Here is a 15,226-nt window from a genome sequence, read left to right as displayed (position 1 = left end):
AAGAAATTCAGGTAAATAATAATCATCAAGAATATATTGATGACCTAAAACGTCTGATTGAGTCGCATGAGTTGGTTGAAAAAATGGGTGGAATTGAATGTTTAAAAGACATGGCTCTTTATGGGGTTACTCAAGAAAAATTTAGAGATCAACTAAAGCAAGCCATCGCTGATGTGGAGAGCTTTCAATAATGTGTCCATTGTGTGGTCAACAAAAAGGTGGTTGGGCTTGTGGTTGGTGTGGCTGGACTCCAACAAGGAAGATTTTTCTATGACTGAATATCTAACAATGACACTTGCTGAGTTACAACAAGAACATGCCGAATTATTAACATTCAATGAAAAGCTAGATCGTGAACGCAACATGCTTCGAGATCAAGCAATTAAATACCGTAAAAAAGTGGAAATGATAGCTAGTTTATTTGTTGCACCTGGTGATGACCACGAGCTAACACTTAAAGCCATAAAGACAATAATTGATACGGTGGGTGAGCAATGAGTGAATTTAAGGTGGGTGATTTAGTGACTCATTTAACTACTCGAAACATTCTAAAAGTAATAGGTTTTGGGGATGGCAGTTTTTTAAAGGTTAGAGAATTAACTAATAACCACCAAAAACCTGAAGAATTCTATGTTCTTTATTTTCAAGTTAAATACGCCACCCCTGAAGAAATCAAAGCAGGGAAGCGGTTGCCATGAATAAACATGACCTAAAACGTCCTAGAGCAACCAATACAGCTAAGTCAGGTTCATTAGGTGAACGTGTCTTAGCAGCACAACTTGATCTAGAAAAGATTGAATATGACCTAGAGTTTAAGTTCCACCCACAACGCAGATGGAGAGCTGATTTTCGTATTACAGGTTATCCAGTGCTAGTTGAAGTTGAAGGTGGTACTTGGAGTAATGGACGGCATAGCAGAGGATCGGGATTTGCTAAGGACTGTGAGAAATATAACGCTGCTGCGAAGCTTGGCTATTTTGTGATTAAGGGCACAACAGACCAGGTTAGATCGGGGCAGTTACTACAAGATATAAAAGAAATGATTCAGGGTATTTAAGGTGTTAGAAAACATGGGTGCAGCAATCAAGCAACAACATATTATGCAAGCAGTAGACTGGTCTAAGTATAGCCTTGAAGAATGGTTATATCAGTTTGGAGCATGGCAGTATTCAACTTCAGGTACTTGCGGTAATAGCATTAATCCGATTGCTGTAGCTATGGATCAAGCTGTTGTGAAACGTAAGAAGTTTAAATTAGGTGTTAGGAAACAAAGACAGGTTATTGCTGACTATATGGTTAGTGATCTGGATATTCCTAAACCGAGAAAAAACAAGTTTGAATGCAATATTACTGACGATGAAGCAAGAGCAGTACAACACTTAATTTTAGACATGCAAGGTAAGTCTGAAATATTAGATGAATGGTTAGATGCTGTGATTGATCGTTATTTTTATGGGAATTCATGGCCAAACATGGTTATTAAGGTTGGTGATATTGATAATCCTAAAATTATTCGGTCTGAAATGGACTCTCGATCAGATGTTAAATGTGGATTAGCAGCGTTGCATAGTCGATACAGTTTTATTAGGTACAAGTAGCTTGACCCTGTACAGGTCAAATGCTATATTTGTGTTATAGTGAACGAAGTTATAGTAATTCACTAAGGCTTTAGGTAGCCATTCCCAAAATACTCGTCTTTTACTCATTTTAGGCGAGCGAGTTTATAGGCTAGATCGATCATGTGGCTAGCCTTTTTTTATGCATGAATATACTAAAGTGGTTCCAATAATTTAAATATCGCATTATAATTTCCACTAAGATGGTCGTATTATTAATTATACTTAGTGGTTTGATTGGGTTGCGATCATCTTATTAATTTAAAGCTCACTTAATGGTGGGCTTTTTTATTGCCTGTAGATTTACCACCTACAGAACATGCCATCGAGTAAAACCTCGAACTAGGGCTATTGGTATGCCTGACCATAAAAGGAACGAAAGCAAGTAAAGCAGACCGTGCATGTTAGGTTTGTGTGATTGTGAGTAGCGGTGTATCAGCAGTTGGCCGAGCTAATATGTCGAATGCTAAGGCTAGCCTGCTATACGTTTTTCGTATAGTGGGTTTTTTATTGGCTATTGTGGTGTGTACTTATGAAAGATATCTATACAGAAGGTGGTTATATTCTCGAAAGTGATAAGCCGTTTGTGCCAGTAGCACTTATTCATCGTAGCGAGTGCCCACCATTTACATTAAACAGATCAGATAAAAAGACTCATGAATTAGATCCTAGAATTGATAGTGGGGCAACAAAAAAATCATGGACATCATACAAGCACGTAAGCACTTAAAAAAATATCAAGCAGAGCTCAACAAATACCAAAGCTTATCTCGTGAATTAATGAGCTATGACGATTTAATTCATACAGACAAGAAGATTACTTATTTCAAGAAGTGTATAGCGAACATTAGAGGTCAGCTTAATGCGGAGTAATCAACGTTTAAACGTGGTTAGATCATTACCTTGTATGAAGTGTGGTAGTCCTTACTCTCAAGCAGCACATAGTAATTTTACCGAGCATGGGAAAGGTCGTGGTATTAAGGCCAGTGATGAATTTACGATACCGCTTTGCCATAAGTGCCATTATGAGTTTGACACGTATTCAAGTATGAAACGTGATGAGTCGAAGTTGTGGTTTGAACAGATGTTGGCTAAGACGAATCGAATGCTTAGTCTAGATGAGAGTGAGGTGTTCTGATGTTAGAAGTATTAGGTGTTTTATTTTTACTTGTTGTAGCGTTCTTTGTGGGTTTTACATATTGCTATGCAGATTTTAGAGAGTCTGCTGAAAATGGGAAAACTATCCTATTTCGTGGCGTACCTTATAAGATTGTGAAGCAACAATTAGAAGACAAGTAACTGGGTAACTAAACATGGGGAAATGACGATGGATCTAAAGCAAACATTCGTCATTAAGTCTCATGCTGACCAGTTAAGAGTTCAAGACTGCTTAAGTAGAAACAGAGAGGAAGCTTTAGAAAATAAAACACCTCTTATTGTTAAGATATCAACGAAACAAGAAGACCGAAGTGCAGCACAAAATAGACTGTACTGGAAATGGCTTAATGAGTGGTCCAAGCATATTGGATCGGATAAAGATTCAGAGCATTACTTCTTTAAGAAGAAGTTTCTCATAGGGATATACAACAGGGACGATGCTGAATTTGCTGAGATGTGTCAGGCGATAAAACAGCTTAAAAATAATGAGCAGGAAGAATATGAAGCAATAGCTCAGCATGTTATTCGGATGACCAGTACAACTAAGGCGACAGTAGCTCAGATGAGCGAGTATTTAAATAACATTCATGATTTTTGTGTGGTGCAGGGGAAGTATTTAGAAACGCCTGATGATTTAAATTGGGTTATGCTGTAGTGTTAGAAACATCATATATGCTAAGGAAAATCCTAAAAATGAAAAAAATTGTAGTTATTGACTCAAAAGGAAATGAGCTTCAGGCATTAGCTAGCATCAATAGTATTGATACTACTTCTTTGGATGATGATGAGAGAAGTACCTTGGAAGATATAGATTTCATTATAGTGAACGGTGAAAAAATAAAACCAACCTTAGATGGTGTGCTTATTTCTGAAAATGGCACAGAATATAGTTTAAAACAGTAGCAACGTATGAAGTAAACACCACCTTCGGGTGGTTTTTTAATGGGCAGCTTATGGACGAAAAAGAATATAAAAACCTGACAGGCAAGAAGATCCATAAGCCCAAGCCTAGAGCAAAGCCATTACCTAAAGCTAAACAATCGTATTTAGAAGCTGATGAATTACTAGCACAACAATTAACTGAACATGGTATAGGCTTTGAGCGCCAATTTCAGATTAATACGACCAAGCATTGTCGGTTTGACTTCCATATTGTTAAGAAACGCATATTGATAGAGATAGAAGGTAGTCCTTGGTCTGGTGGCCGTGGTGGCAAGTTGGCATTTAAAGCATGGAATATGGGCCGATATGATGAAGCGGAAGAACGTGGGTATCGTTGTAAGCGTTTCCATCCTGATGCTATAGAGCACGGTTATGTCATCACTTGGTTATTAGAAATGTTTGAGGAGGATGAAGATGGAGCAAATTAGACCATTTCCACCAACAGGTTTTATTGACCAAGCTGAGCAAGAAGAAAACATACGTTTAATACCTGCACCTGATTTAAAACAATGGGTGGTAGAGAATTATTTAACCTTGGGTGGATTACTACATAACCCCGACCATGATCATATCTCTGAGCTTATGGATGATGACGATACCTTTTTAGCATTTGCATGGGCATCATCTGCATGTGTATCTAAAAAGCGCATGGTACTTGGTCAATGTGAAAAGGTGATGTTTAACCAGGGTGGATGGCGTAAAGCAAGACAAGAACAACAAATGCGTGATTGGTTTGGATACATTCCTGTATATTTGATTACCATTGATGCAAGCTTCTGTGAACGTGCAAACGACAGAGAGTTTTGTGCCTTAATAGAACATGAGCTATATCACATCGCCGTAGAACGTGATGAGGACGGCGATCCGATTTTTAGCAATATGACTGGATTGCCTAAACACTACCTAGGTGGGCACGATGTAGAGGAGTTTGTCGGCGTGGTAAAACGTTGGGGTGCAAACAAAGACATAAAACGATTGGTTGAGGTTGCAAATAATCCGCCGTTTGTTTCAGATTTAGATATATCAAAGTGCTGCGGAAACTGTGTGATTAATTGAGCTTATGAGCTCTTTTTTTACCTATCTTGCTTTACGTAGCTTTACAAAGGGGGAGGTATGGCAGCGCTTAGAGAGCCTTTAAAAATATATATTGTTCAATCACTTGCTTGTTTTAAAACACCACAACAAGTAGTAGAGGCTGTAAAGCAAGAATTTAAACTTGAAATACCACGACAGCAAGTAGCTTTATATGACCCAACAAAAGCGACAGGCCGGAACTTGAGTAAAAAGCTAAAGTTACTATTTGAAGAAACACGGCGCGATTTCCAAGACAATATTTTAGATATTCCGATTGCAAATAAGGCATTTCGACTTAGAGAACTTCAAGAAATGTATGAATCTTGGGGTAAAAACAGAGTCATGAAACAGCAAGTACTTAAACAAGCTTTTCAAGAAACAGATGGCCGAGTGACACGACAAGAGATTACAGGCAAAGATGGCCAGCCGATGGAAACCAATGTGGTCTATGCAACTCAAAAACAAGTTGAGGAAGCCGTAGCAAAAGCACAAAGCGAGTATTAGAAATGTTGAGTCTTCAAGAGCATGTCGAAAAGCGGATGTGTGAAGACGATCATTTGTTTTTTACACGCCGTTTCTTTAAGCCCCGAATGGGCTTTAAATTTATGGTGAACTGGCATCATATTTATATTGCATACCTGATTGATGAAGTCATCAAAGGCAATATAGATAACCTCGTCATTAACGTACCACCGGGTGCTGGTAAAACTGAAATGACAACCAATCTGATTCCAAGAGGAATTGCACGTAATCCACGTTCAAGATTTCTTTACTTATCATTTTCTCAGTCATTGGTTGAAGAAGTTGCCTCAACGGCGCGCAATATTGTGAAGTCAGAGGACTTTCAAAAACTATGGCCAGTAAATATCTCAAAAAGCAGTGATGCTAAGTCCAATTGGAAAACTACAGTAGACGGTTACGATGCTGGTCATGTATACGGCGCATCTATGGGTGGGCAGGTCACAGGTCGCCGTGCAGGGACATTGGCAGATGAGGGTTTTACAGGTTGTATCATTCTTGATGATCCTTTAAAGCCTGAAGATGCTTTTAGTAAAAATGGTCGTGATAATGCCAACCGTAAAATTCTTAATACGGTGAACTCACGTAAAGCCAAGTCAAATACACCGATCATCATTATCATGCAACGGCTTCATGTTGAAGATCCAACAAACTTCGTGATGACAGGTAATGTACCAGGGAATTGGGAACAAATTTCTATTCCTGCATTGATTGATGATAACTACATCGCAACATTGCCTGAACATATTCAAAAGCATGTACCACGTGATGTTGAACGAGATGATCAAGGTCGGCAAAGTTATTGGCCACAAAAAGAAAGTTTAGTTTCATTACTACAGTTAGAGAAAGGCGGTAAAGACAAAGACGGCGCAGCAGTTTCACGCTATACCTTTTCAAGTCAGTACATGCAGATACCGAAGAAACTTGGTGGTGATCTAATTAAGTCTGAATGGTTTGGCCGATATAAAACTTTACCCAATTTGTTATGGCGAGCGATCTATGTCGATACGGCGCAAAAAGTCAAAGAGCATAACGATTTTTCAGTATTTCTACTGGTGGGCATGGGTGTGGACGGCAAGCTTTACATCTTAGATTTGCTTCGAGGCAAGTGGGAAGCCCCTGAGCTAAATAGACAAGCCAAGGCATTCATCGATAAGCACAAGGGCTATACGGTGAATACACGGCCTATTCGCTATATCAAGGTGGAAGATAAAGCACATGGTACACAGCTTATTCAGAATTGGGGTAAACACGGTGGGGTGAGTATCATTCCTGTTCAGCGTAATGCTGACAAATTGACACGGCTAATGGATGTGCAAGTACATATCGAAAATGACTATCAGAACAAACCAAATGAACGAGTGGTCATGGTTCCAGTATCTGCGCCGTGGCTTGCTCCATTTATTGAAGAATGCGAGGCCTTTAATGCAAAAATGACGCATGACCATGATGACCAAGTCGATACGCTCATTGATGCCGTTGAAGATGCCTTTATCTCAAATAATCAACAGAAACCCGCAGTAGGATAGAAATGGCCAAAAGTAAAAATAAGAGTAAGAAGCAAGTCAGTACTCAAAATGACTTAAGCCCTCAGTCTTCAATTGCTGGGGGTTATTTATATACACAACAGGCAGAACAAAACTTTATTAATAACCTGACAAGATTGCCAGATATTGATGAGGTATTACGTAAAGTTGGTATTTCACGTTATCGCCTTGCGACATTGCTCTATGATGATGAAATCTATCAGTGTGTAGAGAAACGTCAATCAGGCTTAGAAAGTACGCCGTTTAGATTAGAGAAAGGTGATACGACTGAAGCCAATATTATCGCCAGTGAGCTATCTAAATGGTGGAGCGAGATTGTACTCGCTGCACAAAATGCGCGTTGGTATGGCTACTCAGTGATAGAGGCAGTTTATTCTGAAACACCACTTGAATATACCGATGATCAAAGCACTACGCCGTTTATAGGTTGGCAATGGATTGGTGAAAAGCCGATGGAATGGTTTGAGCCTAAGAATGACGGTAGGCTGATGCTGTTAGCCCAATTTAATGACCAGCAACAAGATATTGAGTGTGACCAACGTTTCAAGCACTTTCTTACCCAATGCAAACCCACTTTTAGAAATCCTTACGGCGAGTCACTTCTAAGCCGTTTATATTGGCTGTGGTTCTTTAAACAAAATAGCTTTAAGTTTTGGGCGAAATTTGTTGAACGCTTTGGTAATCCATTACTTGTGGGTAAGTCAAATGACAATGAATCCATGCGAGATGCATTGCTTGCGGCACATGCATCAAGTGTGATTGCAGTAAGTACAAATGATGATGTCACGGCGATTAATGCACAAAATAATGGTTCAACTGCATTTGAAGGATTCGACAAACGCATCGAGAAAAGCATTCAAAAGTTGATTCTTGGCCAAACACTCACATCAGGTACAGATGGTACAGGAAGCCGGGCACTTGGAACGGTTCATCTTGAGATACAAGACGAAAAGGTTGAAGCTGATATTCGAATGATCTTGTCAACGATCCAAAGTATTGTGAACGGACTATGTGACTTGAATCAGTGGCCACATTATAAAGTGATTATTGGCAATCAAGACGGCTTAGAGGCGGATAAAGCATCAAGAGATGTCAATTTGAAAAATGCAGGTGCAGTGCTGACACCGCAGTACTTCCAACGTGAGTATGGTTTGCAAGAGGGCGATTTACTTGATCCACAAGAGGGGAATAGTACGCCGTTTAAATCATTTACGGCGTTACCTAAAAAGTATCTTAGCTTTGCTTCAGGAAAAGCCAAATACTCGCCACAACAACAGCAAGTTGAGCAAATAACAGATAACTTGCCTAACTTGGAATTACTCGATGGTGAGCAAATTAAGCAACTCTTTATGAAAAGTACGAGTATTGAATCACTGGCTCAAAACCTAGTGACTTTAATTCCTGTAGCCACCAAATCACAATTTAATGAGCAATTAGATCATGCACTGTATGTGGGAGCCGTAATGGGGTTTTGTTTTGCCGATGAGGTGAAATAATGCAATCCACACAATTTCTTGAAGCACTTAAGTTTGCCCAAGCAAGAAATGTGGTTCTGCCGAGTGAGTTTTACTCACTTGATTTGAAAACACGCCAGCTTGCAACGACAGTCGGCTTTCTATCTAGTATTGAGCAAATCAAATCAGTGATTCAGTCGGTGAATAAAGCCATTGCCAATGGATCAACCTTTGATGATTTTAAGCAAGAGGTGAACAAGAACGGCATTAAGCTGAGTAGTAACTATTTAGACCTAGTATTTCGTCAAAATGTGCAAACGGCGTATAGCTTTGGACGATGGACACAACAAGAGAATAACAACACTGCACGTCCTTATTTGATGTACTCAGCGATTGATGATGATAGGGTTCGCCCTGAGCATTTGGCTTTAAATGGCATTATTCGCCGTGTCGATGATCCTTTTTGGCAGATGTATTATCCTCCATGGGCTTTTCGCTGTAGGTGTTCAGTCATCTCTTTAAGCCAAGAACAGGCGGAAAAAATAGGTATTACGCCTGATGATCAACTTCCACAGCTTGCTACAGACTTAGGGTTTACAACGTCACCGATGACCTTTGGTGAAATGTCGAACTTAGTCCATGAAAAGATCATGAACTCAGGTCTTGATACCAGTTTATTTGATAAACCCTTGCAAAGTGTTGAAGCAGAGTGGACTGCAAGTAAAAAACTCTCAAGCTTACTCTCACCAATGACGAATGAAAGCCGAGATCTATTTCATAGCATCTTTGAAACGGTATTGCCGTTAGACCCTGATATACGGCCAAGTGCGATTAAGACCTTACTTGATTATGTACAGGGTAACGATCAACAGCTCAGTGCCTATCTTAACCATACGTCAAATACGCTTGCTGATGATGTCTTAAAGCGTTGGTTAATGGACGATATGGCAAGGTTGCAACAGGTTGCTGTGAATGAACAAGACACAGTGATAGGAAGTACAAACTTTTCTTATGTTGCTTCATTCCAAAAAGGTGAAGTAATTACGCTTGATGCGCCGTTATTTATGGATCAAATCGGTGGTGATGTTGTGCTCAATATCTTGGGTGCAAAAGGCTTAGGGATTGATGTAGAAAAACTCAATGCTGGGCAAGGTGTACTCTTTGAGATCGGGCTCTCTTTTGAGGTGATCAGTATCGAGCACCAAGGAGGAAAAACGATTTATACATTAAACAAGGTGGATTAAATATGCCAAAAAATAATCATAAACCGAGCCATGACAGCTCGGTTTATCGTTTTAACACCAATGAAATATCTATTGATACTTCAACTGAGGGTGGTCAATCAAAACGTGTGTTTAACGGCGTGGCTTACAGCGGTGGTGTTATTGAGGGCCATTGGTATTGGGAAAACGTGATTTTCGATCTCGACTCAATGCAAATCAGTACACCGTTGGCTGCACTACTTGAACATGATGTGAGTAAGCGTGTAGGGGTAACGCAAAGCTTTACCAAAGACTATAACACCGGCTTGGTGGTACAAGGCGAATTTCTAGATAACGACAATGCAAACGGCGTAATCAGTGACAGTGACAGCGGATTTCCATGGCAAATGTCAGTGTTTATTGATCCACAAAGCGTAGAGCGTGTTGATTCAGGCACAGTGGTCGTGAATGGCCAAACGCTTAAAGCACCAATTACGGTTTTTCGTGGAGGTGTCATTCGTGAAATTTCTTTTTGCGTACTTGGTGCAGATTCTAATACAAGCGCCGTAGCTGCGAATTATCAAACCTCTAAAAACTTTTCAAATCACAACGAGGACAATCAAATGAATGAGTTAGAACAAGCGAAAGCTGATTTAAAACAAGCAGAGCAAGAGCGCGATGAAGCGGTTCAAGCACTCAATCAATTCAAAGCATCGAAACGTGAAGATGATATTAAAAATCTTCAATCTGAACTGGGCCTACAGTTTAGTGAAGATGACAAAAAAGCCTATTCAGCAATGAATGATGATGCTTTTGCCTTTAGCGCAAAGCAGTTAAGACAGTTCTCAACCAAGACTGAAACAAAACCAAATACACCAACAGTTCCTGATTATCTTTTTCAGCATCAAGGGAAGCAAAACGATAACCAGCAACAACCCCAAAAACAGCAATTCTCATTGTCTAATGCCGCGAAAGATCGCAAATAAGGAGCTACTTATATGAGTGCAAGTAAAACATATACGCTTGGTAAACCAACTTCAGCATGGCTGGCAGTAGAGCTAGACGGAAATCATCGTCCAAGCCGTGAAAACAAAATTGTTGCAGCAGGGCAAACGCTCACAGACGGTATGGTGGTTGGATATGATGAGAATAATCATCTTGTTCAAGTATCTGACTCAAATACGTCGGCAGTTGGCATTTTTGTTGGTGATACGGTCACCACTGCATCGAATGAAACAGGGCAAGGCGTAATTGTTGCGCGTACAGCTAAAGTGGTTGGTGAGAATTTAACGATTCCAGCAAGCTTTTCTGCAACACTTCAAGCACAGGTCTTTTCAGCCCTCGCACAGTTAAACATTACTTTAGTTCGTTCAGCATAAGAGAAATACAACATGGATTTAAACGAAATTTTTACGGTCACGGAACTCTCAGCAGCCATCACAAATTTACCATTACGTGTTGGTAATCCCAATGACGTGAATTTGTTCCGTACAGTACCAGGTACATCAAAAGCGTTTAGTGCAGAGTTTTACGAAGAAAGCTCTATTTTGGTACCAACCACGGCATGGGGTGGCGTTGCTCCGAAAAACTCAAGTGGTAAGCGCACAGCAAAGTCATGGACTATTCCGCACATGCCACTTGAAGATGTAGTGCTTGCCAGTGATGTGATTGGTGTACGTGCATTTGGTTCGACTGAGCTTGAAACAGTGGGCCAAAAAGTCCTAGACAAATTACAGCAAATGAAAAATAAGATTGATGCTACGCTTGCATATCGCCGTTGTAAAGCCAAGCAAGGGATTATCTTAGATGCTGATGGTCAAACAATCTTAGATTACAACTTAGAGTTTGGCGTAACACAACAGGTTGTAGACTTTGACCTTGGTACGGCGACCACAAGTGTTTCTGCGAAGTGCCAAGATGTTGTGGACATGATCGAAGACGGCTTAGGTCAAGAGTTATATGACTCGATTGAAGTAGAGGTGGATCGTACTTTTTATGATGCCCTCACGGCGCACAAAAGCGTTAAGGAGCTTTTCTTGGGGTGGTCTGCCGCACAAGCAAAACTTGGCGAAGGCAATAAGAGTGGTTTTTCATTTGGTGGCTTAACATTCATTGTAAACCGTCAAAAAGTGGGCAATACGCCGTTGATTGAAGCAAAATCAGGTCATGCTTATCCACTCGGTACACAAGATGTATTCCTGACTGGGCTTGCACCTGCAGACTTCAATGAAACGGTCAATACGTTGGCCCTTCCATATTATGCAAAACAAGAGCCTCGTAAGTTCGACCGTGGTATGGATCTGCATGTGCAATCGAACCAATTGCCAATGTGTACCAAACCAAAGGCCCTCGTTAAAGTGACATCAAGCACATAAAGGGGGAGATATGGCGTACGCAACAAGAGATGACTTGGTGTTGCGCTTTGGTGAAACTGAAATGGTCAACCTTGAGGCAATGCAAACAGATCCAAATGCTGTAACACATGCCATTCAAGATGCAACGGAAGAAATAGACAGCTATATCGCCGTGCGTTATACACTTCCCATTTCTAACGTACCAAGTACTTTAAAACGTGTTGCATGCAATATTGCAAGATACCGTCTTTATTTTCAGCAACCGACTGAAGAAGTCGAAAATCGTTATAAAGATGAAGTGAAGTACTTACAACGTTTGGCTGATGGTAAAGCAGTTTTATCTATTTTAGAGGCGCAGACCCAAGCCATAAGCAGTGAGAAACCGAAGCAAAACCCCTCTACATTACCGATTGGATCAACTTACAAGGGTGGTATTTTTTCCGATGCAACATTAGGGCAAATGCCATCCATTGATCATTAGGTGAATCATGGCAATTTCTATTCGTGTGAACTTTGAAGGTGACTCGCCAGTACTGAGTATTTTATCCCGGCTATCTGACTTAAATCAGGACAAGTTATTTGCCTTGATTGGTACCGATATTGTTGAAGCAACACGTACTCGCTTTGTGATGCAACACGATGTTGAGGGTAATCCTTGGAAACAGTCATGGAGAGCCAAGTTGCAAAATGGTCAAACGCTTCGAGATACAGGGCGATTGATGAACTCATTTGCTTATAACGTGCTTCCAAACGGCGTAGAAGTCGGTACGAATGTTGAGTATGCAGCACCATTGCAACTCGGTGCACACATTTACCCAAAGACGGCGCAGTATTTGGTTTTTGCGGTTATGGGGCATTTTCGTAAGGTCAAAGAGGTTCACAACGAGCCTCGTTCATTTTTGGGAATCAATAAAAATGATGAGGTATCTATCATTAATGTGATTCATGGGTTCTTAAATGTCTAACTTCTTTAATATTCGTGCAGAGATTGCCGAAAAGCTCACTGAAATCTCAGCGTTTAAGCAAATCTATACGCCGTTAAATTCAGTAAAAGTTACTGAGATGTCACAGGTCACTCCATCGGCTCATGTCAATTTTGCGCGGATTACACCAAAAGACAGCAGTGGATCAGGGCAACTTAATTTACTCACTCAACAGTGGTCGGTGACGGTTGCATGTCGAAATGCACAATCACAAATGCAAAATGGTAACGCCGTTACAGATGAAGCAGGGGTGTTACTTGAACAAGTGATTCAGTATTTAAGCGGTTGGAAGCCAGCAAGTGCAAGAAAGCCTTTGCTACTGCAATCGGTACAAGAGGCTTTTTCGCCTACGTGTGCATATCTCACCGCCGTTTTTGAATCAGAGCGCTTTATTTAGAACCATTAGAGGTCAATATGACGCAATACAAAGCAACAAGCCCAATCGGGCGTTTCGCAATTGGTGACATCGTGAGTGATTTCTCAGATCGTCAAATTGCAATTTATATTAATCAAGGCTTGATCAAAAAAGTAGCAAGCACCGATGATGCTACAAAAGCATCTACGGCGACAACGACTGACCAAGTAGATCAAACCGCAGATAAGGATAAAAACACAGATGGCAAATAAGTATTTATCGTTTCAAGGTAAAATTCATATTGCTTTGATTACGAACGGCGTGGCAGGAGCATTACATGAAGTAGGTAATATGCCTGACTTTCAAATCAGTATCTCAGCCGATCAAGTTGAGCATCATGAGTCGCAATCAGGGCAACGTGCAAAAGACTTTGTATTGATTAAAACCACAGGGGTTGCCTTTGATGGAACGCTTGAAGAAGGTACAGTACAAAACCTTGAATATATGCTGAGTGCGAAAAGCAAAGACACAGGAATTGAAAATATTTCCAATGTGTCATTGGGTACAGTCAATGCAAATGATCTGATTCGACTTGGCAAATATAACTTGTCTAACTTTGTACTGGTTGATTCATCGGCTAACCCTGTGACGGTAGACCCATCTAAGTATGACTTAGATGCAGATTTCGGCACAGTAAAAGTGAAAGATGTTTCAGGTCTGGTCATGCCACTTAAGTATTCTGCAAAGTCTAGCGCCGTGACAAAGATTGGTTTGGCAACAGATTTCACCAAAGAATATTTGATCTTTTTCAAGGGTATTAATACTGCTGACAATAGCAAAGTGGCACTCACGCTATGGCGTACTAAAAAATCACCTGATATGGATTTCCCAATGATTCATGAGGAACTTGGGAAGTATAAAATTAAAGGTGAAGCGCTTGCAGATACAACACAGGTCATTGATGCAGATTTAGGGCAGTACGGCGAGTTTGTTGTACTGTAATAAGTGATTAAACATTGGGTATAGAACGGCGCATAGAGCGCTTTTTTTATGCCCAATTTATGGCGTTAGATTATGAATGAGTTTTTTATTGCTTCGGATAAATGTTACCCAATTTATTTGGGTGAGCATGAATATTTGATTCAGCAAGTTAAAATGAAAGATTTTGCAGAGTGGATCGCCGTTGCTGAACCAATTAAACAGCAACTTAATCAAACTCAAAATGATTATATGCAGTTGCTTGTTAATTTACATGATCATTGTATAGGGTTAATTGCGCTTGTGAGCGATATTCCTATTGATATCGTAGGTCATTATGTCTTTAAAGATATTTCGCAAGTGGTGGCTATTTTAAGCTGTATTATTGATGTGAATTTTATTTATTTTAAAGAAACGCAGAACAATAATAAAAATAATGAAGATTTTGGTCGTATAAAATCATCAAATAAAAAAGAAAATACGACATGGTTTGATTCATTTCAGTTTCTTGTGCAAGCTGGTCATACACATGAAAGTATTATGAATATGAACTATGGGACATTTCATAAATATATTGAAGCGATAGAAAAACAAAATACACAGCAGTTTATGACAAATATATCGGCAATGCGTATTGCATATCATGCAGATGCTAAGGGGTATAAGTCATTTAAGATGAATATAGATCGTTGCTTATAGTGTCAGGATTCAGGTGAGCTAGAAGGTATCTACATCTACAAAATCAGCGGCTATCGAATTTAAATTTAATTGGCTATGAATTACTTATTTTATATCTTATGTTGAATAAAATCACATTTTATATAAAATTTGTGTCTTAATTTTGATTATTTATTGTATAATTTACTTTTTATTTAAATAACTTTTTCTAATGATCAGTGATGTTTTTTCTCTTTTAGAAAGTTTGGGGTTTGGATATCAAACACGAGCGATTCACGCTCAATTCTCAAGTCCGTTACTTAATCCACAACTTTTTATACAACGCATCGATGGCCACCATGAAATCAATAAAGGCCTGAGTTGTGA

Annotated in this window: 24 protein-coding genes and 1 pseudogene; all 25 read left to right on the top strand. The window is 39.8% G+C overall.

Features of this window, described 5'->3' with window-relative positions; genetic code table 11:
• A pseudogene (locus I2F23_RS12515) lies at nucleotides 1–191 on the top strand (hypothetical protein); the annotation flags it as partial.
• 79 nt (nucleotides 192–270) lie between these two features.
• Nucleotides 271–498 (top strand): hypothetical protein, encoded by a 228-nt coding sequence (locus I2F23_RS12510; protein WP_195772923.1) that lies wholly within the window; start codon nucleotides 271–273, stop codon nucleotides 496–498.
• A complete protein-coding gene (locus I2F23_RS12505) occupies nucleotides 495–698 on the top strand; it encodes a hypothetical protein (protein WP_195772922.1) in 204 nt (67 codons plus the stop codon). The genes I2F23_RS12510 and I2F23_RS12505 overlap by 4 nt, the downstream gene beginning before the upstream one ends.
• The gene (locus I2F23_RS12500; RefSeq protein WP_195772921.1) at nucleotides 695–1,057 is read left to right on the top strand and encodes a hypothetical protein; all 363 of its coding nucleotides are present in this window, start codon (nucleotides 695–697) and stop codon (nucleotides 1,055–1,057) included. The genes I2F23_RS12505 and I2F23_RS12500 overlap by 4 nt, the downstream gene beginning before the upstream one ends.
• Nucleotides 1,058–1,070: 13 nt before the next feature.
• Nucleotides 1,071–1,598: a hypothetical protein gene (locus tag I2F23_RS12495; RefSeq protein ID WP_195772920.1), complete on the top strand. Its 528-nt coding sequence runs from the start codon at nucleotides 1,071–1,073 to the stop codon at nucleotides 1,596–1,598.
• Nucleotides 1,599–2,315: 717 nt separating this feature from the next.
• Nucleotides 2,316–2,489 (top strand): hypothetical protein, encoded by a 174-nt coding sequence (locus tag I2F23_RS12490; RefSeq protein WP_195772919.1) that lies wholly within the window; start codon nucleotides 2,316–2,318, stop codon nucleotides 2,487–2,489.
• On the top strand, nucleotides 2,479–2,754 hold the full coding sequence (locus I2F23_RS12485; protein WP_195772918.1) for a DUF968 domain-containing protein: 276 nt from the start codon (nucleotides 2,479–2,481) through the stop codon (nucleotides 2,752–2,754). Before I2F23_RS12490 ends, I2F23_RS12485 begins: the two co-directional genes overlap by 11 nt.
• Complete coding sequence (locus tag I2F23_RS12480) at nucleotides 2,754–2,915, top strand: hypothetical protein (RefSeq protein ID WP_195772917.1); 162 nt, start codon at nucleotides 2,754–2,756, stop codon at nucleotides 2,913–2,915. Before I2F23_RS12485 ends, I2F23_RS12480 begins: the two co-directional genes overlap by 1 nt.
• A 28-nt stretch (nucleotides 2,916–2,943) precedes the next feature.
• On the top strand, nucleotides 2,944–3,429 hold the full coding sequence (locus tag I2F23_RS12475) for a hypothetical protein (RefSeq protein WP_195772916.1): 486 nt from the start codon (nucleotides 2,944–2,946) through the stop codon (nucleotides 3,427–3,429).
• A gap of 38 nt (nucleotides 3,430–3,467) precedes the next feature.
• On the top strand, nucleotides 3,468–3,677 hold the full coding sequence (locus I2F23_RS12470) for a hypothetical protein (protein ID WP_195772915.1): 210 nt from the start codon (nucleotides 3,468–3,470) through the stop codon (nucleotides 3,675–3,677).
• 50 nt (nucleotides 3,678–3,727) lie between these two features.
• Entirely contained in the window at nucleotides 3,728–4,144 is a 417-nt protein-coding gene (locus I2F23_RS12465; protein WP_195772914.1) for a hypothetical protein, read from the top strand.
• Nucleotides 4,131–4,772: a putative metallopeptidase gene (locus I2F23_RS12460; protein ID WP_195772913.1), complete on the top strand. Its 642-nt coding sequence runs from the start codon at nucleotides 4,131–4,133 to the stop codon at nucleotides 4,770–4,772. Before I2F23_RS12465 ends, I2F23_RS12460 begins: the two co-directional genes overlap by 14 nt.
• A 57-nt stretch (nucleotides 4,773–4,829) precedes the next feature.
• Nucleotides 4,830–5,294 (top strand): DUF2280 domain-containing protein, encoded by a 465-nt coding sequence (locus I2F23_RS12455; RefSeq protein WP_195772912.1) that lies wholly within the window; start codon nucleotides 4,830–4,832, stop codon nucleotides 5,292–5,294.
• 2 nt (nucleotides 5,295–5,296) lie between these two features.
• A complete protein-coding gene (gene terL / locus I2F23_RS12450) occupies nucleotides 5,297–6,838 on the top strand; it encodes a phage terminase large subunit (RefSeq protein ID WP_195772911.1) in 1,542 nt (513 codons plus the stop codon).
• A gap of 2 nt (nucleotides 6,839–6,840) precedes the next feature.
• On the top strand, nucleotides 6,841–8,352 hold the full coding sequence (locus I2F23_RS12445) for a phage portal protein family protein (RefSeq protein ID WP_195772910.1): 1,512 nt from the start codon (nucleotides 6,841–6,843) through the stop codon (nucleotides 8,350–8,352).
• Complete coding sequence (locus I2F23_RS12440; RefSeq protein WP_195772909.1) at nucleotides 8,352–9,554, top strand: phage head morphogenesis protein; 1,203 nt, start codon at nucleotides 8,352–8,354, stop codon at nucleotides 9,552–9,554. Before I2F23_RS12445 ends, I2F23_RS12440 begins: the two co-directional genes overlap by 1 nt.
• A 2-nt stretch (nucleotides 9,555–9,556) precedes the next feature.
• Entirely contained in the window at nucleotides 9,557–10,498 is a 942-nt protein-coding gene (locus tag I2F23_RS12435; protein WP_195772908.1) for a hypothetical protein, read from the top strand.
• Nucleotides 10,499–10,510: 12 nt separating this feature from the next.
• Nucleotides 10,511–10,891, top strand: a complete 381-nt coding sequence (locus tag I2F23_RS12430) for a head decoration protein (protein ID WP_195772907.1) — start codon at nucleotides 10,511–10,513, stop codon at nucleotides 10,889–10,891.
• A 12-nt stretch (nucleotides 10,892–10,903) separates the two neighbouring features.
• Nucleotides 10,904–11,887, top strand: a complete 984-nt coding sequence (locus I2F23_RS12425; RefSeq protein WP_195772906.1) for a major capsid protein — start codon at nucleotides 10,904–10,906, stop codon at nucleotides 11,885–11,887.
• A 10-nt stretch (nucleotides 11,888–11,897) separates the two neighbouring features.
• On the top strand, nucleotides 11,898–12,347 hold the full coding sequence (locus I2F23_RS12420) for a gp436 family protein (protein WP_195772905.1): 450 nt from the start codon (nucleotides 11,898–11,900) through the stop codon (nucleotides 12,345–12,347).
• 7 nt (nucleotides 12,348–12,354) lie between these two features.
• The gene (locus tag I2F23_RS12415; RefSeq protein ID WP_195772904.1) at nucleotides 12,355–12,831 is read left to right on the top strand and encodes a phage virion morphogenesis protein; all 477 of its coding nucleotides are present in this window, start codon (nucleotides 12,355–12,357) and stop codon (nucleotides 12,829–12,831) included.
• Nucleotides 12,824–13,246, top strand: a complete 423-nt coding sequence (locus I2F23_RS12410) for a phage tail terminator protein (protein WP_195772903.1) — start codon at nucleotides 12,824–12,826, stop codon at nucleotides 13,244–13,246. Before I2F23_RS12415 ends, I2F23_RS12410 begins: the two co-directional genes overlap by 8 nt.
• A 17-nt stretch (nucleotides 13,247–13,263) precedes the next feature.
• Complete coding sequence (locus I2F23_RS12405) at nucleotides 13,264–13,476, top strand: hypothetical protein (protein ID WP_195772902.1); 213 nt, start codon at nucleotides 13,264–13,266, stop codon at nucleotides 13,474–13,476.
• Nucleotides 13,466–14,206 carry a phage tail tube protein gene (locus I2F23_RS12400; protein WP_195770038.1) on the top strand — a complete coding sequence of 247 codons (741 nt, stop codon included), beginning with the start codon at nucleotides 13,466–13,468 and terminating at the stop codon, nucleotides 14,204–14,206. Before I2F23_RS12405 ends, I2F23_RS12400 begins: the two co-directional genes overlap by 11 nt.
• A 72-nt stretch (nucleotides 14,207–14,278) precedes the next feature.
• Nucleotides 14,279–14,881 carry a hypothetical protein gene (locus I2F23_RS12395; RefSeq protein ID WP_195772901.1) on the top strand — a complete coding sequence of 201 codons (603 nt, stop codon included), beginning with the start codon at nucleotides 14,279–14,281 and terminating at the stop codon, nucleotides 14,879–14,881.
• The last annotated feature ends 345 nt before the right edge of the window (nucleotides 14,882–15,226 follow it).

It is taken from the genome of Acinetobacter pollinis (genome assembly GCF_015627175.1).
Classification (GTDB): Bacteria; Pseudomonadota; Gammaproteobacteria; order Pseudomonadales; family Moraxellaceae; genus Acinetobacter; species Acinetobacter pollinis.
This window is presented reverse-complemented; position numbering and strand designations above follow the sequence as displayed.